This is a genomic window from Marinobacter sp. MA, from assembly GCF_048298425.1.
In the GTDB taxonomy this organism is placed as follows: Bacteria; Pseudomonadota; Gammaproteobacteria; order Pseudomonadales; family Oleiphilaceae; genus Marinobacter; species Marinobacter salsuginis.
This window is the reverse complement of the sequence record NZ_CP103058.1, coordinates 671,463-689,862: the sequence shown is the minus strand read 5'-3', so window position 1 is coordinate 689,862 and position 18,400 is coordinate 671,463. Positions and strand designations below refer to the sequence as shown.

Here is an 18,400-nt window from a genome sequence, read left to right as displayed (position 1 = left end):
GGTGAGTGAGACATCCCCAGGCAATCTGATTCTGTCGATGCAGAATCCGGACCTGTACGACCATCCCGTGGATGGCTTTCAGGTTATCGAAACTCACATCTCACAGGTAATCCTGACCGGTGATTACGCCTACAAGATCAAGAAGCCCATGGATTTCGGCTTCCTCAACTTCTCTACCCTCGATCGCCGGAAGCATTTCTGCGAAGAGGAGCTGAGACTCAACCGACGGCTGGCAGAAAAGCTGTATCTGGAAGTGGTACCCATTACCGGAACACCGGACGCCCCGATCCTCGGCGGCGAGGGCGAGGCTTTTGAATACGCCATCAAGATGCGCCAGTTTGGCCAGGACCAGCTTTTCGATCGCCTGCAGGAGCAGGGTCAACTGCCCTCAGACTTGTTGACCGACCTTGCCCGCCAGGTCGCCGGCTTCCACGAGCAGTTGCCGCCCGTGCCGGATGACAAGCCGTTAGGAACACCAGAGGCTGTGTTTGCCGCCATGCAAGAGAATTTTGACCAGATCCGTCCGCTGATTGACGATCCGGATCTGCTCATGCAGCTGGACAACCTTCAGGCCTGGACCGAATCCACCTTCGAGCGGCATCGGGAGCTGATTGCCCACCGCCGTGCCAGTGGTATGGTCCGCGAATGCCACGGAGACCTGCATCTGGCGAACATTACCCGCTTCGAGGGTGAGGTTACCGTCTTCGACTGCATCGAATTCAACGAACCGTTCCGCTGGATCGATGTGATCAACGACCTTGCGTTCCTCCTGATGGATCTGGAATCCCGGGGAGAAAGCGCCCTGGCCAACCAGGTTCTCAATACTTATCTGGAATATCGGGACGACTTCGAAGCTCTGCCATTGCTGCCACTCTACAAGGCTTATCGCGCCATGGTCCGCGCCAAGATTGCGCTGTTCACCATGGGCAATCCTGGCATCACGGACACTGAAAAAGCCGACCTTATGCAGCGCTATCGCGGCTATGCACAACTGGCCGAGGATTACGGCTCCATTCCTAACCACTACTTGCTGGCTACCACTGGCCTTTCTGCCAGCGGCAAGACGTGCGTCAGCGCCGCCATGGCCAACGAGCTGGGGCTGATACGCCTGCGGTCCGATGTCGAGCGCAAGCGACTGCATGGACTGGCTCCGCTGGAGAGCTCACGTTCACCGACCGGTGGCAACCTGTACACCGAGGAAGCGACCGAGAAAACCTATCAGCGACTGGCCGAGCTGGCCGGTCAGGTTCTGGCGGCCGGGTTCCCGGTGATCGTGGACGCCGCCAGCCTGAAAGAAAAGGAGCGGTCCCTGCTGGCATCCGTCGCCGAAGCCCAGGGCGTGCCCTTTGCCCTGATCCATTGCGAGGCGCCCGAAGATCTGCGCAGGGAATGGATCCGCAATCGCAAGGGCGATGCCTCCGAGGCCACCGAGGAGCTGCTGGACGCCCAGCAAACCTGGTTTGAACCGTTAACGGCCGAAGAGAAGACCCACACCATTCACCTGCACACCGATCAGGAGCATGTGGCGGAAGCCGTTGCCGACCGTATCCGTCAACACCTGGGTATCCCCGGCGGCAAGGCCGGGTAAGAACAACATCTGGCTCCCACTGGCGAGCGCGAGGTTAGATATGGACGATAAAAGCGAACACGAAGTACATCAGATCAGCCACCCGCTCTACGATATTCTTCGGAGCGAGGATATGCAGGCGTTCAATGCCGAGAAGGCAAAGCTCACAGAGTTCCCCAGTTTCGCCCATGGCGATTTCCGGGGCCTGGATCTGAGAGGGATGGACGCCAAGGGGCTGGATTTCCGCCATGCCTACTTCCGCGGTGCCGACCTGAGAGGCGTGGACTTTTCGAAGTCCAGAATGGAAGGCTCAAGCATCGCCAGCGCGAAAATTTCAGGCTGCTACTTCCCACATCGCCTGCACGCCGATGAGATCGTCATGTCCCTGAACCACGGGACCCGCATGCGCTACGCCATATTGCCGAAATGAGCAACAACCCGCATTCCTGGCAGCCCGTGTGTCCCGCGTCCGAGCTGACACCGGGCCAATTCGTCGAGTTTCGGCTCCGGGAGAAGGCCCGGGAGCCTGCAGGCATGCCGCTTACCGGCTTCCTGTTCCTCGACGGCACCACGCCCCGCGCCTACCTGAATATCTGCCCGCATCTCGGTGTTGAGCTGAACTGGATGCCGGGCCGGTTTATGGATTCCGACAATCTGTTCATCCAGTGCTCCACCCACGGCGCCCTGTTCAAGCCCGGCGACGGCGAATGCATTGCCGGCCCCTGCCAGGGCGACGCACTCACCCAGCTGGACCTGAGAGAGCAGGACGGCCAGATCGAGATCAGACTTCCAGAATAACCGGCACCGACTCGGTCAGTGTCAGCACCCCCGTGGGAATACCATCACTCTCACTCAGGTCGGCCCGGTAGGCGACCACTTCCACACCCGCATCACAGGCTTCGCGCAGCAACTCCCCGTATTTGCGGTCGATGTGGTCCGCCGGGCGAACGGTCTGAATGCCGGTGTGATTGACCACGAAAAACAGCACCGCCCGATCACCCTGCTGGACCTGGGCCATCAGCTCACGAAGGTGCTTCTGGCCACGCTCGGTTACCGCATCCGGGAAAAAACCCTGGCCATCCTCGGCCAGGGTAACATTCTTGACCTCCACCCAGGCATCAGCCGCGGACTCGTGACCAGACAGCAACAGATCGATCCGGCTTTTCTCCGCACCGTATTTCACCTCGGCGCGGCACTCGGGGTAACCGGCCAACTCCACCACAGTGCCGGCCAGTACCGCTTCCCTGGCCTGGTTGTTCGGCCGGGCCGTGTTCACGCAGGCCAGTTGCCCGGGTGACGTTTCCACCAGTTCCCAGGTGTACTGGAGTTTGCGCTTGGGATTATCACTGCGGCTGAGCCAGACCCGGGCATTTTCTGGCTGACAGCCCAGCATGGAGCCGGTGTTCGGGCAGTGGGCGGTTACCTCCGAGCCATCCGGCAGCCGCACGTCTGCCAGGAAGCGTTTGTAGCGGCGGATAAGCCGGCCTTCAACCAACGGTTCTGGAAACTTCATGTGATCTCCGTACAAAAGTCGATGCCACAAGGCTGGCACCCCCGTGACTAATCTGCTATTTTCCGCAAATTCCCGTTTCAGGACGAATGCTTCATCCAGGGTATAACCGCGCAGCCACGGGGGCTCACGCGGAGGGAAGCAAAGCGTTCTTGTGAAGTACAAACAAGAGGCCGGGTTCAATGGCAACGACTGCAGAACAACCACGCGAACGTTTTACCAACTTCACCCCCTATGAAATGAAGAAGGGTGAAGAGTACATGAGTGCGGAAATGCTCCAGCACTTCAAGGATCTGCTGCTGCAATGGAAGCAGGAGCTGATGGAAGAAGTCGACCGCACCATGCACCACATGCAGGAAGACGCCGCAAATTACGCGGATCCCAGCGATCGCGCAACCCAGGAAGAAGAATTCAGCCTGGAACTGCGCACCCGCGACCGGGAGCGGAAACTGATCAAGAAAATTGACCAGACCATCGACCGCATCGACAAGGACGACTACGGCTTCTGCGATCAGTGCGGCGTGGAAATCGGTATCCGCCGTTTGGAAGCGCGTCCGACTGCGACCCTGTGCATCGACTGCAAGACTCTGGCCGAGATTCGCGAACGCCAGACCGGCATCTGAGCCGAACCTTCAACAGCTGCCGGCCGCGGGCTATTCCTGCCCCGCCGGCTGACTGACGATCATGAACAACTCTTCCTATCGGGGCCGCTTTGCGCCCTCTCCGACCGGCCCGCTGCATTTCGGCTCACTGGTTACTGCGCTTGCCAGCTTTCTGGAGGCCCGCAGCCAGGGCGGCCAATGGTTTATTCGCCTGGAAGATCTCGATCCGCTGAGAGAGCCGCCGGAAGCGACCGGCCAGATTCTTGCCAGCCTGGACGCCCATGGCCTGTTCCCCGACGAACCGGTACGGTTTCAATCCAGACGTCACGACGCCTATCAGGCCGCCATCGATCAATTACTCGAAAGCGGCTACGCCTATCGCTGCCAATGCTCACGGAAAGAACTGCAAGCCAATGGGGGGCGACACCCCCACCAATGCCGCAGCCGCAAAGCCATAGACGGTGACCGCCCTTTCGCCATCCGCTTTGCCCTGGAAGATGAGGACTGCCACTGGCAGGATCAACTCCTGGGCCCACAGCATCAAACCGTGCGGGCTGAGCTTGATGATCCCGTGATCCTCCGTAAAGAGGGGTTCTACGCCTATCAACTGGCGGTGGTTGTTGATGACATTGATCAGGGCATCACGGACGTGGTGCGCGGGTCGGATCTGCTGGATATGACAGCGCAACAGCAGCAGATCTACCGGGCTCTGGGCGCCCGCCCTCCCCGTTGGCTACACATCCCGGTCATACTGAACGAACACGGCCAGAAACTCAGCAAGCAGACCCACGCCCCGGCGCTAAACGACGAAGTGCCTGTCGACAACCTGTTCGCAGCCCTCGTTGCCCTTGGCCAGAATCCTCCTTCGGAACTGGCAACCGGTTCCCCGGAATCCTTGCTGGAATGGGGCCGGGAGAACTGGCACCGGGGCGCCATCCACCTGACATCCCGGTGAGGGACATGGTATAAAGCCTTTCTCACACCTCAGCGCGGATAGCATGCCTGATGTATATCTACCGTCTGGTCTTCCTGTTGGTACTGGCCATCTATATCTTTTCGCCCAACATCCTTGACTGGTGGACTTCGCCGGGAAACGTCTGGTACAGCCCCTACATTATCTGGGCCGGGCTGATTGCCATCGGTTTCTGGCTGGAATGGCGGCGGGACCCCAATGAGTTTTAGTGCCTCCGGTCTGCTGCTCGCCAGCCTGCTGTACCTGATTCTGCTGTTCGGCATTGCCTGGTTTACCGAGCGGGGCATGGTGCCGAGGCGCTGGGTTCGCCACCCGCTGGTTTACGTGCTCAGCCTGGGGGTATACGCGGGCATCTGGGCGGTCTACGGCGCCGTTGGCATGGCCGCCGAATCCGGCTACGGCTTCCTCGCCTACTACCTGGGCATCAGTGGCGCCTTTTTGCTGGCACCGGTACTTCTGAACCCGGTCATGAGGATTGGCCGCGCCTATCAGTTAACCTCCCTGGCCGACCTGTTCGCCTACCGCTACCGGAGCCAGTGGGCAGGAACCCTGGTCACCCTGTGTTCCGGCGGGGCCATACTGGCGCTGCTGAGCATGCAGATCCAGGCCGTCGCCACCTCCGCCAGTATCCTGGCGCCGGACACCTCTCCCAAGCTGATCAGTGTGATGTTCAGTATGATCGTGGTGTTGTTTGCCATGCTGTTCGGAGCACGCCGTAACCAGAATTCCGATAACCACCAGGGCCTGGTACTGGCCATTGCCTTTGATTCTCTGGTCAAACTGGCGGCGCTGCTGGTGCTCGGGGGCGTGATCCTGTTCGGGGTCTTCGATGGCATGAACGGTCTGGAGCGTTGGCTGGACAACCGAACCTCGCCAGCCACCACCATGACTCTGAGCATTGACGACGGCAGCTGGCGGGCATTGATGCTGATGTCCTTTGCCGCCGCACTGGTGCTGCCGCACATGTATCACATGACCTTCAGCGAGAACCCTTCCCCAAAGGCACTGGCCAAGGCCAGCTGGGGCCTGCCACTGTACCTGTTACTGCTGGGCCTGCCGGTACCCCTGATTCTGTGGGGCGGGCAGGAGTTGGCCGTCACCACCGGCCCCGGGTTCTTCGCTATCGGCGCTGCCCAAGCGCTGGAGAGCCCTGTACTGACGCTGTTCATGTACATTGCCGGCCTGTCCGCAGCCAGCGGCCTGATGATCGTCAGCACGCTGGCACTGGCGGGCATGGCCCTGAACCACGTGGTCCTGCCGCTGAAAACCCCGAAAGACCAGGGCGACATCTATCGCTGGCTACAGTGGATCAAACGTCTGCTCATCGCCGTGATCATTTTCCTGGCATTGCTGTTTCACGAGGCCGTTGGCAAGAACCTTGACCTTTCCATTCTCGGCGCCATTTCCCTGTCAGGCACATTACAGCTTCTCCCGGGCGCCCTGGGAGTGATTTACTGGCCGGAGGGCAACCGCCGCGGCCTGATTGCCGGCCTGATTGTCGGGTTGACCATCTGGGTGGTTACCCTGGTACTACCCTTCTCCCACACGGCCAATCTGCTGGCCTGGATAGACGCGCCGCTGATACCGGATTACACCAACTGGCACATTTTCACGTTCGTCAGCCTGACCGCCAACATTACTGTGTTCGCGCTGATTTCCATCCTCAGCACCAGTACCAGTGAAGAGAACAGTGCAGCACAGGCCTGCTCGCTGGGTGCGCTGTCCCGCCCTCAACGCCGTGAACTGCTGGCAACATCCTCCAGTGATTTTGTGCGGCAACTAGCAGAGCCTTTGGGCTATGGCGTCGCACGGCGGGAAGTGGAGCGGGCACTGAGCCAGTTGAAGCTACCCAACGTGGAATACCGGCCTTACCAGCTCAGACGACTGCGGGATCAGGTGGAGATCAATCTGTCAGGTCTCCTCGGCCCCTCTGTCGCCCGGGATATGGTCAAACGCCATCTCGGCTTCAAGCCCATGGCCCAGGGTGGCACCGCCCAGGACATTCGCTATGTCGAGCGGGCCCTCGGCGACTACCAGAACCGCCTTACCGGCCTGGCCGGCGAGCTGGACAACCTGCGACGACATTACCGCCAGACACTGCAAAACCTGCCGATTCCCGCCTGCTCGGTGGGCGAGGACGGTGAAATCCTGATGTGGAACCACGCCATGGAGGCGCTCACCGGCATTACCGCCGATGATGTGGTCGGTGCCCGGCTGATGGCACTGCCGGAGCACTGGCATCTGCTGCTCGAGGATTTCAACCGCGGGCCCGACCTGCATCGCTACAAACACCGACTGGATCTGCGTGGCAAGCCCCATTGGCTGAACCTTCACAAAGCCGCCCTGAGTGGGCCGGACCACACCGAAGGCGGCAGCATCATCCTGGTGGAAGACCAGACCGAAACCCGACTGCTGGAAGATGAGCTGATGCACAGCGAACGGTTGGCGTCGGTGGGTAGACTGGCGGTCGGCGTCGCCCACGAGATCGGGAACCCGGTAACCGGCATCTCATCGCTGGCCCAGAACCTGAAACTGGAAACCGATAACCCCGATATTCTCGATACGGCAGACCAGATCCAGCAACAGACGCGGCGCATCTCCACCATACTGCAGTCGCTGATGAACTTTGCCCGCACCGGCAACCACGCCCAGGCCAACCGGTACGAACCGGTGACGATACATCGTTGCGTGGAAGAGTCTATCAACCTGCTCTCCCTGAGCGACAAGGGCCTGGGCATTCACTACATCAACGACTGCCCGCCCTCCTTGCAGGTGCTGGGCGATGAACAGCGCCTGGTGCAGGTGTTTGTTAACCTTCTTGCCAACGCCCGGGATGCCTCGCCCGAAGGAGGCACCATCCGGGTCAGTGGAAAGGGCGATGGCTACTCCGCTATCATCGAAGTCGTTGATGAGGGCTCCGGAATCCCCGGGGATCAGCTTGATCATATCTTCGAGCCGTTTTACACCACCAAGGCCCCCAACCAGGGAACCGGTCTTGGCCTGTCGCTGGTGTACAGCATTATTGAAGAGCACTATGGCAACGTTCAGGTAGACAGCCCGGTGGACGCCGACACTGGCCGGGGAACCTGTGTGAGGCTGAGATTGCCAGCCTACGAACCGGAAACCGGCAACATTGCCATCAGCCAGAACCAAAGGTCTTGAGACTCCTATGCCTCGCATTCTGATCGTGGAAGACGAAGACATTATTCGCTCGGCAGTTCGCAAGCTGCTGCTGCATGCCGGCTATGAAGTCGCCGATGCGGCTTCCGTGGAGGAAGCCGAACAGCACCACGAGCCGGATCAGTTTGACCTGATCATATCGGATCTGCGCTTGCCAGGAGCAGCAGGCACGGAACTGATCAACCGCGCACCCAATACACCGGTGCTGATCATGACCAGCTATGCCAGCCTCCGGTCAGCCGTGGATTCCATGAAAATGGGGGCCGTTGAGTACATCGCCAAACCGTTCGACCATGATGAAATGCTTGCTGCGGTGGAGAATATCCTGGCCCGCCAGCCCTCTGCCCGCAATGCGGGTGATGACTCGGCGGCACCCTCGGAAACGCCCGAGAGTAGCGATCCGGCCAATATCATGTTCGGCCAGTGCGAGCCTATGCAGAGGGTATTTACCCTGATCCGGAAGGTGGCTCCGACAGAAACCACCGTACTGATCCAGGGCGAATCCGGTACCGGCAAAGAGTTGGCCGCGCGCGCCCTGCACCTGCTGAGCCCCCGCGCCGCGAAACCGCTGATTTCGGTAAACTGCGCGGCCATCCCGGAAAGCCTGATCGAATCGGAACTGTTCGGCCATGAGAAAGGCGCTTTTACCGGTGCGGTTTCGGCAAGAACGGGTCTGATTGAGGCGGCTGATGGCGGTAGCCTGTTTCTGGACGAGATCGGCGAACTGCCGGCTGAAGCCCAGGCCCGCCTGCTTCGCGTGCTGCAGGAGAGCGAGATCCGGAAAGTGGGTTCAACCCAGAGCCGCACCGTAAATGTGCGAATGATTGCGGCCACCCATCGCAACCTGAAGGCCATGACCCGAACCGGGGAATTCCGGGAAGACCTGTATTACCGGTTGAATGTTATGCAGATCCGGATACCGCCTTTACGCGAGCGCCAGAGCGATATTCTGGGACTGGCTCGCCGCTTCCTCAAACGCCAGGGGGAGAGAATGGGCAAACCCGATCTCAACCTCAGCCCCGAGGCCATGCGCGCCCTGGAACGCCATCGCTGGCCGGGTAACGTACGGGAGCTGGAAAACGCCATTGAGCGCGCCACCATCCTCTGCGACGGGGATGTGATTACGCCGTCATTGCTGGACCTTGATAGCGAAGGCAACGACGAATACATCCCTGAGACCCTCGTGGAAGGCAACAACGAGCAGACTCACACCCGCGAGGTGGATTCCTCCAACGATCTCTCTTTGGAAGACTACTTCCAGCATTTTGTCCTGGAGAACCAGGATCGCATGAGCGAGACAGAGCTGGCTCAAAAATTGGGCATCAGCCGAAAATCCCTCTGGGAACGTCGGCAGCGGCTCGGCATCCCCCGGAAAAAATCCTCGGGCAACTGAGCTCGCCAAAGTGTGAATCGGCACTCAGTTGTTACCCCATGTTCCTGTCGGTAACACTCCCCACTAAAGTAACGTGATCTGGGTAACACTTAGGTTGAATACGGGGTAACACTTATGACCTACAAAATCGTAAGGTACTGTTAATAAAGAACATTCAAAAACTGGCACACGGACTGCAATCTATTTGGCGCACAACAACAAAAACAAGAGTGACAAAGCAGCGCCAACAACAAGAACAAAAAGCTGCGGGAAACGTTCGGTAACAAAAACAACAACAGAACGTGAGCGAACTGAGTGTTTTGGGTACTTTGCTTTTTAGTGGTCCCACGGCACGTGCGAGTTGTAGATGTAGAGAAGAATCGCCTTTGAGGTGACGCTGCAGCTACCCCAGACCCGCCCGATGTCTCTGACCGCTCTGTGTATTCAAAGCTTTCCGTTTGCGCTGCTGAGATGCCCCTCAATGGGGATATGCAGTGGGGTACAAAAACCAAGAAAAATCCCGGCAAAAACAAAAACAATGCAGATCGTCAACGCTTTGAGGGCGGATTCGTGAAAACGGATCCGCCTTTTGATTTTCTGGGCCCCGGAACGGTAATCCACGGCAAACGTGTGCAAATCCTGCTCAAACCGTTAAACTCTCGGTTTTTGCTCATCGCAACCACGGATTTCAATGCCTAAACGACTCGTCGAAAAACTCCGTTCCTTTATGCCCGGCAACGGAAAGAAGAAAGCCCGCACCTACCAGCGACGGGAAATTCCCCGGGACCAACACAATGTCTCACGCTCGGTGATCAGCGAGCCTGCAAAGAAAGTCCTGCATCGTCTGAACAAATCGGGCTATGAAGCCTACCTTGTAGGCGGCGGCGTCAGGGATATCCTGCTGGGTGGAAAGCCCAAGGATTTCGACATTGCCACCAATGCCACGCCGGAGGAAGTTCACGACCTGTTCCGCAATTCCCGGCTGATCGGACGCCGGTTCCGGATTGTCCACGTGGTGTTTGGCCGCGAGGTAATTGAGGTAACGACCTTCCGGGGCAACGCCACGGAAGCGGATACCGACACAGATGATGACGATCGCAGGACCAATGAACACGGTCTGCTGCTGCGCGACAATGTCTACGGCAACCAGGAAGAGGATGCCCTGCGGCGCGACTTTACCGTCAATGCCCTGTACTACTGCATCCGCGACTTCACCGTTATCGACTTTGCAAACGGCATCGAAGATCTGCGCAACCGGCAACTGCGCCTGATTGGCGACCCGGAAACCCGCTACCGGGAGGACCCGGTCCGTATGCTTCGTGCTATTCGCTTTGCCGCCAAACTGGGCTTCGATATTGAACCGGAAACCGAAGCGCCAATCGGTGAGTTAGCCCCTCTGTTAACCCATATCCCGCCCGCGCGCCTGTTTGATGAAGTACTCAAACTGTTCTCCGCAGGCCATGGTGAAGCCACTTACGATCTACTGACCCGTTACAACCTGCTGGAGCCCCTGTTTCCGGAGACGGTCAGAGCCATTCAGGCCGGAGAGCCGGATGAGCTTATTCGCCAGGCCCTGAGAAACACCGATGCCCGGATTGCCCAGGGCAAGTCGGTCACACCCTACTTCCTGTTTGCCGCCATGCTCTGGCCGGCGCTGCAAGCAGAATGGCACCGCAGGCAGGATAACGGTGACCCGGTCCAGCCCGCCCTGCACGGTGCCATTGGCAAGGTGATTGGCCGCCAGGTTCAGGCGACATCGATTCCCAAGCGCTTCTCCGGCCCCATGAAGGAAATCTGGGAACTCCAGATGCGCCTGCCCCGCCGCCAGGGCAAGCGGGCTTTTGCCACCATGAGCCACCCGCGGTTTCGCGCGGCTTACGATTTCCTGCTGGTTCGAGAGGCGTCGGGCGAGATTGAACCGGGACTGGGCCAATGGTGGACCGAGTTCCAGCAAGAAGACGAACGTGGCCAGGAACGGATGCTGTCACAATTAAGCAGCGATGCGCCCAAAAAGCGTCGGCGTCGCCGCAAGCCGGTCAAACGCCCCGCCCAGTAATGATGACAGACGTCTTTATCGGTCTTGGCAGCAATCTGAAAGACCCTGCAGCCCAGCTGGCCCGGGCAGTCTCTGCCCTGGCTAACCTTCCAGAGACGGTTCTGGTGGCCCAATCGCCCTTTTATGCCAGCCGCCCGGTGGGGCCCCAGGACCAGCCCGACTTTGTTAATGGGGCGGTTTGGTTGAGGACATCCCTGGCGCCACACCAGTTGCTTGACGAGCTGCAAAACGTCGAACAACAGCACGGCCGGGAGCGGCTCCGGCACTGGGGGCCCCGCACGCTCGATCTGGACATACTGCTGTACGGCAACCAGGTACTCGACGATGATCGCCTCACCATCCCTCATCGGGAGCTACGGAACCGTGACTTTGCGCTCCAACCCCTAATGGACCTGAAGGCCGACCTCGCTCTGCCGGATGGCACCGCCATTTCCAAGCTGCGCAGCCAATGCCCCGACAACGGCTTGCGCAAGCTTCCGCCGGCGGATTACCCTTAACACTTCAACGCCGATACCCCGGCACGCCCAGGCCCATCCACCCAAAAGGCAAGGATTCTATGGCTGTTACCATCAATACCCTGCGTGAGTTCAAGCAGAAGGGCGAAGCCTTCGCTGCCCTTACCTCCTACGACGCCACCTTTTCTCAGGTGGTCAGCGAAGCGGGCGTTCACGTCATCCTGATTGGCGATTCCCTGGGCATGGTACTCCAGGGGCACGACAGCACTCTGCCGGTCACCATGGATCAAATGGTGTATCACGTCAGCTGCGTGGCCAAAGGCAACCGCGGGTCCCTGATCATGGCAGACATGCCCTTTATGAGTTACGGCACCGTTGAGACTGCCCTGGAAAATGCCGCCGAACTGATGCGGGCAGGCGCCCACATGGTAAAACTTGAGGGCACGGACTGGATGAAAGAGACCATTACCGCCCTGACCGAACGGGCCGTGCCCGTATGTGCGCATCTTGGCCTGACGCCGCAGTTCGTCAATAAATTTGGCGGCTACAAGGTGCAGGGCCGCGACGAAAAGGCGGCCGAAATGATGATCGAGCATGCCTGCGAACTGGAGGCAGCCGGCGCCGATGTCATCCTTCTGGAATGCGTCCCCGCGCCTCTGGCGGCGCGAATCGCCCAGGCCGTCAAAGCACCGGTCATTGGAATAGGCGCAGGCCCGGACACTGACGGCCAGATTCTTGTCCTGCACGACATGCTGGGCATTACCACTGGCCGCAAGCCGCGGTTCGTGAAGAACTTCCTGGCAGAGACAGATTCAATACAGGAAGCCCTGCAGGCCTACGTGAAAGCCGTGGGCGAGCGCACATTCCCCGCTGAGGAGCATACGTTCAAGGCATGAGAACCGTACATTCCCTGAAAGAACTGAGAACCATCCTCCGCGGCTATCGCCAGCAGGGAAAAACCATCGGCCTGGTTCCCACCATGGGCAACCTGCACGAAGGTCATATTTCACTGGTTCGCAAGGCGGCTGAAATGGCGGATGTGGTGGTAACCAGCATCTTCGTGAATCCGATGCAGTTCGGAGCCGGCGAAGACCTGGATACCTACCCGAGAACGCTAGCCGAAGACCAGGAAAAGCTCGCTTCCGCCGGAAACACCCTGGTATTTGCGCCCGCCGCCGAAGAAATCTACCCGGAAGGCCTGGCGAAGCAGACCCAGGTTATTGTGCCTGATGTCAGCGATGGCCACTGCGGTGCCAGCCGGCCAGGTCACTTTGAGGGCGTAGCCACGGTGGTTACCATGTTGTTTAACATGGTTCAGCCAGACTTTGCCGTATTTGGCGAGAAGGATTTCCAGCAACTCGCCGTAATCCGGAAAATGGTCAGGGACCTGATGATTCCGGTGGACGTGGTGGGCGCCCCCACGGTGAGAGAGGACGATGGGCTGGCGAAAAGCTCACGTAATGGTTACCTGACACCTCAGGAGCGGCAGATTGCGCCGGCGGTCCACCAGGCCCTGCAGGCCACAGCGACCAAGATCAACGATGGTCGTACAGATTTCCAGGCACTGGAAAGCGAAGCTGAGCAGAGTCTCGGGGATGCTGGTCTCAGGCCGGACTACTTCAACATCGTCAACAGCCAGACCCTCAAGCCGGCCACACCGGAGGACAGGGAGATTACTATTCTGGCAGCAGCCTTCCTGGGCAAAACCCGCTTGATCGACAACCTGTCCCTTACCCGATAAGCCAACAGAAAAGGAACCTCTGATGCCCGCACATCCTGCAGTACTGACCTCGAAACCCGAATGGCAGACACTGAAGGAGCACAGGGAACGCCTGGAAGGCGTTTTGATGAAGGATCTGTTCGATAAAGATCCGGGGCGGGCAAAGCGCTATTTTATCGAGGGAGCAGGTCTGTCACTGGATTTTTCCAAGAACCGGCTTACGGATGAGGTGCTGGAGGCACTGTTGGCTCTGGCCAGCAGCTGCGACCTGGAAGCCAGGCGGGAGGCCCTGTTGCAGGGGGAGCGGGTCAACATTACCGAAGATCGCCCTGCCCTGCATACCGCCCTGCGCCATCCCGGCAACGAGGCCATCATGATAGACGGCGAGGACGTGGTCGCCGTGGTACAGAGCACTCTCGATCGCATGGAAACACTGGTAAACGACGTTCTGCACCAACGTCGTACCGGATACACCGGCAAGCCTTTCACCGATGTAGTGAGCATCGGTATCGGCGGCTCCTATCTGGGCCCAAAGCTGGTCAGCGAAGCCCTTCAGCCCTACGCCCAGTCTGGTATCCGCTGCCATTACGTGGCCAACATCGACGGCACAGAGATTTGTGAGACGCTTCGCCAGGTAAACCCGGAAACCACCCTTTTCCTGATCCAGTCGAAGTCCTTCCGTACGCAGGAAACGCTGGAGAACAGCAAGGTGGCGCGACAGTGGTTTCTGGACCGCTGCGGTGAGGAACAGGCTGTCTCGCGGCATTTCATGGCAGTGACCGCCAACGTCCCCGCGGCACAGGACTTCGGCATTGATTCGGACAACGTTTTCCCAATGTGGGATTGGGTAGGCGGACGTTACTCGCTCTGGTCTGCCATCGGACTTCCCATTGCCTTCCGTGTTGGCATGGCCAACTTCCGGGCTCTGCTGGCCGGCGCCCATGCCATGGATCAGCACTTTCGTGAAGCGCCACTGGCGGAAAATCTGCCTGTCGTCATGGCCATGCTTGGCGTCTGGTACAACAACTTCTGGGGTGCCGAGACCCACGCAATCCTGCCCTACGATCACTACCTTCGCAGCCTGCCGGACCACCTCCAGCAGCTGGACATGGAAAGCAATGGCAAGAGCGTGACCCAGGCCGGCGATACCCTGGGCTGGCAATCCGGACCGGTCATCTGGGGTGGGGTCGGCGCCAATGGCCAGCACGCCTATCACCAATTGATCCACCAGGGCACTCGACTGATTCCGGCGGATTTCATCATCCCCCTGAAATCCCACAATCCGGTGGCTACCCATCACGCAGACCTGTTTGCCAACTGCCTGAGCCAGTCCCGGGCCATGATGGCCGGCAAATCACTGGAAGAAGCCAGGTCTGAGCTCAAAGCAGAAGGGCGGGACGAAAGCGAGATTGAGCAGCTTGCGCCCCACAAGGTCATCCCCGGCAATAAGCCGAGCAATACCCTGACCATGGAAAAGGTTACCCCGGAGACCGTGGGAGCCCTGATCGCGCTCTACGAACACCGCACCTTTGTTCAGGGGGTAATCTGGGATGTAGATTCATTCGACCAGTGGGGCGTGGAACTAGGCAAACAACTGGGCAAGGGTATTTTGCCGCGACTGCTTGGGGATGAAGGAGGCAACCAGGCCAGCGACAGCTCGACCGATCACCTTATTGAGCGGTTCCGCTCAGCCGGCAGCGCTTGAGATCTGCCGCCCTTGCCAGTTGAAATCCACCGGCCAGAGCCGCTGGCCGGTGCTGTATTCCCGCCACAACTGGGCGTAGGATTTACCGCACACCGGATGCACCTCCTCCGGCGCGATGTCGGCGAGCGGCCGCAGCACGAAAGCGTTTTTCAGGATTTCCCCTCTGGGCAGCTCGACGCCGTCTATCCGACCAACCGCGTTACCATAGGTGAGAATATCCAGATCAAGGGTCCGCGCGCTGAATTTCGGGACATCCCTACGCCGGCCGTTGTCGGCTTCCAACTGTTTGAAACGCTGTGACAGCTCGGCAACCGACAAGGACGTATCTACACCCACCACAAGGTTCAAGAACGGTGACCCGTCAAATCCGACAGCCTCGCTGTCATAGACCGGGGAGATAATCAGCTCGCCAAACCACCCAGAAAGGGCATCAAGTGCCGCAGTGACGTAGCGCTCCCTGTCCACATTGCTGCCAATGCTGATGTATACCCGGGCGGCCGCTGCCATTAACGTGCTCCTGTCTCAGTTTTCTCTCCCCGTTCGATCCGCACGCCCACCGCCTTTGCTGCGGGAACGGCGCCAGGCTTGCGAATAGCCAGTCGCAGCCAGCTTATACCGAATTCATCCTGAAGGGTTTTGGCCAGAACTTCCGCCCCATATTCAAGCAGTTTCGGCCTGAGCGCCTGCAGGCAGGACTCGACCCGGGTACTCACAGCCGCGTAATCCAGGGCGTCAGCAACATCGTCGGTCTTGCCCGGTACCCGGTTATCCCAGGCCATTTCCAGATCAATCACCAGGCTCTGGGTGACTTCCCGCTCCCAGTCGTAAACTCCGACCACAGTCTCCACAACCAGGCCTTCGATCAATACGGTGTCTGCCAAGGGTGCTCCCGGGTTCTTCCACTCTTTGGTGATTGAATAACGCACAGCCAGGGGATACTGTGATCAAGCCCACCTGCGTTTTCAGGGCGGGCATTTTCGCACATATTGGCCATGGTCGTCTTTGCTTCCGAGCCCACAGCATGCTTCTCAGTGACCCGGTGTTAACGGTTTTACTCTGCGCCGCCGCGTATGTGGCAGGCTCGGTGCTGTTTGCGCTGCCGGTATGCCAACTCTGGAAACTGCCAGACCCGCGGGCCCAGGGCTCCGGCAACCCCGGTGCCACCAACGTCTACCGCACAGGCGGTTGGCCGCCAGCGCTGCTGACTCTGGCGCTGGATGCGGCCAAAGGCTGGCTACCTGTATGGCTGGCCCATGCTGCCGGCCTTTCGGTAATGGTTCAGGCCGTCGTTGCCCTTTGCGCCGTCACCGGCCACATGATCCCGATGTTCTATCGTTTCAAGGGTGGAAAAGGGGTTGCAACCGCTCTCGGAGCCGGCCTTGCCCTGGCTCCGGTTACAACGTTGATGATGGCCGCTATCTGGATGCTGGTGATCTGGCGCTGGCGCATCTCAGCTCTCGCCTCCCTGGTGGCGATTATCAGTGGCCCGTTGATCAGCGCCTTCCTTGAACCGGAAACCCTGCCCCTGTTCGGTCTGCTCGCCCTGCTGATTGTGGTTCGCCATCGGAACAATCTGATCCGGCTGGCCCAGGGACGCGAAGCCGGGCTGTAGCGATCAGTCCACCAGACCGGTGGATCGCGGTTCGTTGATCGGTGGCAGCGTATTCATTGGCCATCGGGGCACCGCCACAATCCGCTCACCATCCTGCTGGCCAGCCCTCATGCGCTGGGCGCCAGCGTAGGCGATCATTGCACCGTTATCCGTGCAGAATTCCGGCCGGGCATAGAACACGTGGGCCTTTAGCTTGGCAGTCATTTTCTCCAGGCCCGCCCGAAGGCGTTTGTTGGCACTGACACCCCCGGCAATGACCAGACGCTTGCAACCTGTCTGCTCCAGGGCCCGACGGCACTTGATAGTCAGTGTATCAACCACAGCAGCCTCAAACGCCAGGGCGATATCCGCCCGGGTCTGCTCATCCAGCCCGCCTGCCTTCCGTGCAGCATTGACGGTGTTGAGGGTGAAGGTTTTCAGGCCGCTGAAGCTGAAATCCAACCCGGGCCGGTCGGTCATTGGCCTGGGGAACCGGTAACGGCCTTCGGTTCCCTTTTCCGCGAGCGCCGCCACCCGGGGGCCACCCGGATAGTCCAGGCCGAGCATCTTGGCAGTCTTGTCAAAGGCTTCACCGGCGGCATCGTCCACCGATTCGCCCAGCATCTCGTACTCGCCAATGCCATCAACCCTGACCAGCTGGGTGTGGCCACCAGAGACCAGCAATGCGACGAACGGAAATCCGGGCGGGTTGTCTTCCAACATGGGGGCCAGCAGATGCCCTTCCATGTGGTGCACGCCCAGAACAGGAACACCCAGGGCAAAACCCAGGGCATGGGCCACCGAGCCGCCCACCATCAGGGCGCCCACCAATCCGGGGCCTGCAGTGTAGGCAATACCTTCTATATCTGACCGACGTTTGCCCGCGTCTGAAAGTACCTGGTCGCACAGGGGCAGCAGCTTTCGAACGTGATCCCGGGACGCCAGCTCAGGCACGACCCCCCCGTAATCGGCGTGCATGTCGATCTGACTGAACAGGGCATGTCCCAGCAATCCCGCTTCGGTGTCATACAGCGCCACGCCGGTCTCATCACAGGACGTCTCGATACCTAGAATCAGCATAATGTCTGGCCATATTGGTTGGCAGAAATGAAAACGACGCGCATTTTAGCAGAAACCCGAAACCCACTGGCAGATTCATCGAACAAACATTGACCTTGCTATAACGCAGGCGCTATCATTGCCGCCCTAAAATATGCACTGGTCGAGTTTTAGCCAATCTGACCAGGGATCGAGAACCGATCTGGCCATGCCAGACGGACAAAATTGAAACCGAATCTATCAGGTAGGTGATTTCCGAATGCCAGCTGTTAAAGTGAAAGAGAATGAACCGTTTGACGTAGCACTGCGTCGCTTCAAGCGTTCCTGCGAAAAAGCGGGTGTACTTTCTGAAGTACGTCGTCGCGAGCACTACGAGAAGCCGACCGCTGTTCGTAAGCGCAAAGCAGCCGCTGCCGTTAAGCGTCATCTCAAGAAGCTTCAGCGGGAACAGCGCAAGTTCGAGCGTCTGTACTGAGTTTTACCTGACGCCGCTTGACTGCAAAGCACTGATTGCCTGTCCAGCCGCAGGCTGCACAGAGCGACTCAAAAATGCCGCCGAGGCCTGGCTTCGGCGGCATTTTTGGCTATTGGCCAACTCCGATGACGGCCT

General features: G+C 59.2%; 20 protein-coding genes. 16 read left to right on the top strand and 4 right to left on the bottom strand.

Going from position 1 to position 18,400, the window contains the following annotated elements; all coding sequences use genetic code 11:
• Nucleotides 1-37 precede the first annotated feature (37 nt).
• From NUW46_RS03115 to NUW46_RS03105, 3 genes are read left to right on the top strand one after another with little or no spacing between them, the layout of a single operon-like run.
• The gene (locus NUW46_RS03115) at nucleotides 38-1,588 is read left to right on the top strand and encodes an AAA family ATPase (RefSeq protein ID WP_418142004.1); all 1,551 of its coding nucleotides are present in this window, start codon (nucleotides 38-40) and stop codon (nucleotides 1,586-1,588) included.
• 40 nt (nucleotides 1,589-1,628) lie between these two features.
• Complete coding sequence (locus tag NUW46_RS03110; RefSeq protein WP_069184808.1) at nucleotides 1,629-1,997, top strand: pentapeptide repeat-containing protein; 369 nt, start codon at nucleotides 1,629-1,631, stop codon at nucleotides 1,995-1,997.
• Nucleotides 1,994-2,365 carry a Rieske (2Fe-2S) protein gene (locus NUW46_RS03105; RefSeq protein WP_209399004.1) on the top strand — a complete coding sequence of 124 codons (372 nt, stop codon included), beginning with the start codon at nucleotides 1,994-1,996 and terminating at the stop codon, nucleotides 2,363-2,365. The genes NUW46_RS03110 and NUW46_RS03105 overlap by 4 nt, the downstream gene beginning before the upstream one ends.
• Here the strand turns inward: NUW46_RS03105 and sfsA are convergent.
• Nucleotides 2,349-3,080 (bottom strand): DNA/RNA nuclease SfsA, encoded by a 732-nt coding sequence (gene sfsA, locus NUW46_RS03100; protein ID WP_418141354.1) that lies wholly within the window; start codon nucleotides 3,078-3,080, stop codon nucleotides 2,349-2,351. The genes NUW46_RS03105 and sfsA overlap by 17 nt on opposite strands.
• A 179-nt stretch (nucleotides 3,081-3,259) precedes the next feature.
• Here sfsA and dksA point away from each other — a divergent pair, with 179 nt between their 5' ends.
• From dksA to pgi, 11 genes are all read left to right on the top strand, one after another.
• Nucleotides 3,260-3,700 carry an RNA polymerase-binding protein DksA gene (dksA, locus tag NUW46_RS03095; RefSeq protein ID WP_008173182.1) on the top strand — a complete coding sequence of 147 codons (441 nt, stop codon included), beginning with the start codon at nucleotides 3,260-3,262 and terminating at the stop codon, nucleotides 3,698-3,700.
• 61 nt (nucleotides 3,701-3,761) lie between these two features.
• Complete coding sequence (gene gluQRS / locus NUW46_RS03090; protein WP_418141353.1) at nucleotides 3,762-4,634, top strand: tRNA glutamyl-Q(34) synthetase GluQRS; 873 nt, start codon at nucleotides 3,762-3,764, stop codon at nucleotides 4,632-4,634.
• Nucleotides 4,635-4,684: 50 nt separating this feature from the next.
• Nucleotides 4,685-4,861, top strand: a complete 177-nt coding sequence (locus tag NUW46_RS03085; RefSeq protein WP_048497702.1) for a hypothetical protein — start codon at nucleotides 4,685-4,687, stop codon at nucleotides 4,859-4,861.
• The gene (locus NUW46_RS03080) at nucleotides 4,851-7,814 is read left to right on the top strand and encodes an ATP-binding protein (RefSeq protein ID WP_418141352.1); all 2,964 of its coding nucleotides are present in this window, start codon (nucleotides 4,851-4,853) and stop codon (nucleotides 7,812-7,814) included. Before NUW46_RS03085 ends, NUW46_RS03080 begins: the two co-directional genes overlap by 11 nt.
• Before the next feature lie 7 nt (nucleotides 7,815-7,821).
• On the top strand, nucleotides 7,822-9,225 hold the full coding sequence (locus tag NUW46_RS03075) for a sigma-54-dependent transcriptional regulator (protein WP_069184803.1): 1,404 nt from the start codon (nucleotides 7,822-7,824) through the stop codon (nucleotides 9,223-9,225).
• 417 nt (nucleotides 9,226-9,642) lie between these two features.
• On the top strand, nucleotides 9,643-9,903 hold the full coding sequence (locus NUW46_RS03070) for a hypothetical protein (RefSeq protein ID WP_227514598.1): 261 nt from the start codon (nucleotides 9,643-9,645) through the stop codon (nucleotides 9,901-9,903).
• Nucleotides 9,896-11,260 carry a polynucleotide adenylyltransferase PcnB gene (gene pcnB / locus NUW46_RS03065; protein ID WP_069184801.1) on the top strand — a complete coding sequence of 455 codons (1,365 nt, stop codon included), beginning with the start codon at nucleotides 9,896-9,898 and terminating at the stop codon, nucleotides 11,258-11,260. The genes NUW46_RS03070 and pcnB overlap by 8 nt, the downstream gene beginning before the upstream one ends.
• Nucleotides 11,260-11,757 (top strand): 2-amino-4-hydroxy-6-hydroxymethyldihydropteridine diphosphokinase, encoded by a 498-nt coding sequence (folK, locus tag NUW46_RS03060; protein WP_418141351.1) that lies wholly within the window; start codon nucleotides 11,260-11,262, stop codon nucleotides 11,755-11,757. Before pcnB ends, folK (NUW46_RS03060) begins: the two co-directional genes overlap by 1 nt.
• A 59-nt stretch (nucleotides 11,758-11,816) precedes the next feature.
• The gene (gene panB / locus NUW46_RS03055; RefSeq protein WP_069184799.1) at nucleotides 11,817-12,611 is read left to right on the top strand and encodes a 3-methyl-2-oxobutanoate hydroxymethyltransferase; all 795 of its coding nucleotides are present in this window, start codon (nucleotides 11,817-11,819) and stop codon (nucleotides 12,609-12,611) included.
• A complete protein-coding gene (gene panC / locus NUW46_RS03050; RefSeq protein ID WP_069184798.1) occupies nucleotides 12,608-13,456 on the top strand; it encodes a pantoate--beta-alanine ligase in 849 nt (282 codons plus the stop codon). The genes panB and panC overlap by 4 nt, the downstream gene beginning before the upstream one ends.
• A 22-nt stretch (nucleotides 13,457-13,478) precedes the next feature.
• Nucleotides 13,479-15,140: a glucose-6-phosphate isomerase gene (gene pgi, locus NUW46_RS03045; RefSeq protein ID WP_418141350.1), complete on the top strand. Its 1,662-nt coding sequence runs from the start codon at nucleotides 13,479-13,481 to the stop codon at nucleotides 15,138-15,140.
• On the opposite strand, the gene folK (NUW46_RS03040) is transcribed toward pgi, so the two are convergent.
• Together folK (NUW46_RS03040) and NUW46_RS03035 are read right to left on the bottom strand one after the other, a co-directional pair.
• Nucleotides 15,123-15,647, bottom strand: coding sequence for a 2-amino-4-hydroxy-6-hydroxymethyldihydropteridine diphosphokinase (folK, locus tag NUW46_RS03040; RefSeq protein ID WP_418141349.1), 525 nt, complete (start codon nucleotides 15,645-15,647; stop codon nucleotides 15,123-15,125). The two genes, pgi and folK (NUW46_RS03040), sit on opposite strands and share 18 nt — an antisense overlap.
• Nucleotides 15,647-16,021, bottom strand: coding sequence for a dihydroneopterin aldolase (locus tag NUW46_RS03035; protein ID WP_291910062.1), 375 nt, complete (start codon nucleotides 16,019-16,021; stop codon nucleotides 15,647-15,649). Before NUW46_RS03035 ends, folK (NUW46_RS03040) begins: the two co-directional genes overlap by 1 nt.
• A 140-nt stretch (nucleotides 16,022-16,161) precedes the next feature.
• Here NUW46_RS03035 and plsY point away from each other — a divergent pair, with 140 nt between their 5' ends.
• Nucleotides 16,162-16,752 (top strand): glycerol-3-phosphate 1-O-acyltransferase PlsY, encoded by a 591-nt coding sequence (gene plsY, locus NUW46_RS03030; protein WP_153634891.1) that lies wholly within the window; start codon nucleotides 16,162-16,164, stop codon nucleotides 16,750-16,752.
• 3 nt (nucleotides 16,753-16,755) lie between these two features.
• Here the strand turns inward: plsY and tsaD are convergent, their stop codons facing one another.
• Nucleotides 16,756-17,811 (bottom strand): tRNA (adenosine(37)-N6)-threonylcarbamoyltransferase complex transferase subunit TsaD, encoded by a 1,056-nt coding sequence (gene tsaD / locus NUW46_RS03025; protein ID WP_418141348.1) that lies wholly within the window; start codon nucleotides 17,809-17,811, stop codon nucleotides 16,756-16,758.
• 238 nt (nucleotides 17,812-18,049) lie between these two features.
• On the opposite strand from tsaD, the gene rpsU reads away from it, so the two are divergent.
• Nucleotides 18,050-18,265, top strand: a complete 216-nt coding sequence (gene rpsU, locus NUW46_RS03020) for a 30S ribosomal protein S21 (RefSeq protein ID WP_007153483.1) — start codon at nucleotides 18,050-18,052, stop codon at nucleotides 18,263-18,265.
• Nucleotides 18,266-18,400 lie beyond the last annotated feature (135 nt).

Coding starts and splice junctions, on each gene's coding strand:
- gluQRS (WP_418141353.1), top strand. CDS start 3,762: ATGAACAACTCTTCCTATCGGGGCCGCTTTGCGCCCTCTCCGACCGGC.
- NUW46_RS03075 (WP_069184803.1), top strand. CDS start 7,822: ATGCCTCGCATTCTGATCGTGGAAGACGAAGACATTATTCGCTCGGCA.
- pcnB (WP_069184801.1), top strand. CDS start 9,896: ATGCCTAAACGACTCGTCGAAAAACTCCGTTCCTTTATGCCCGGCAAC.
- tsaD (WP_418141348.1), bottom strand. CDS start 17,811: ATGCTGATTCTAGGTATCGAGACGTCCTGTGATGAGACCGGCGTGGCG.
- NUW46_RS03115 (WP_418142004.1), top strand. CDS start 38: ATGCAGAATCCGGACCTGTACGACCATCCCGTGGATGGCTTTCAGGTT.
- rpsU (WP_007153483.1), top strand. CDS start 18,050: ATGCCAGCTGTTAAAGTGAAAGAGAATGAACCGTTTGACGTAGCACTG.
- NUW46_RS03110 (WP_069184808.1), top strand. CDS start 1,629: ATGGACGATAAAAGCGAACACGAAGTACATCAGATCAGCCACCCGCTC.
- sfsA (WP_418141354.1), bottom strand. CDS start 3,080: ATGAAGTTTCCAGAACCGTTGGTTGAAGGCCGGCTTATCCGCCGCTAC.
- panB (WP_069184799.1), top strand. CDS start 11,817: ATGGCTGTTACCATCAATACCCTGCGTGAGTTCAAGCAGAAGGGCGAA.
- panC (WP_069184798.1), top strand. CDS start 12,608: ATGAGAACCGTACATTCCCTGAAAGAACTGAGAACCATCCTCCGCGGC.
- folK (WP_418141349.1), bottom strand. CDS start 15,647: ATGGCAGCGGCCGCCCGGGTATACATCAGCATTGGCAGCAATGTGGAC.
- NUW46_RS03085 (WP_048497702.1), top strand. CDS start 4,685: ATGTATATCTACCGTCTGGTCTTCCTGTTGGTACTGGCCATCTATATC.
- NUW46_RS03105 (WP_209399004.1), top strand. CDS start 1,994: ATGAGCAACAACCCGCATTCCTGGCAGCCCGTGTGTCCCGCGTCCGAG.
- dksA (WP_008173182.1), top strand. CDS start 3,260: ATGGCAACGACTGCAGAACAACCACGCGAACGTTTTACCAACTTCACC.
- NUW46_RS03080 (WP_418141352.1), top strand. CDS start 4,851: ATGAGTTTTAGTGCCTCCGGTCTGCTGCTCGCCAGCCTGCTGTACCTG.
- folK (WP_418141351.1), top strand. CDS start 11,260: ATGATGACAGACGTCTTTATCGGTCTTGGCAGCAATCTGAAAGACCCT.
- plsY (WP_153634891.1), top strand. CDS start 16,162: ATGCTTCTCAGTGACCCGGTGTTAACGGTTTTACTCTGCGCCGCCGCG.
- pgi (WP_418141350.1), top strand. CDS start 13,479: ATGCCCGCACATCCTGCAGTACTGACCTCGAAACCCGAATGGCAGACA.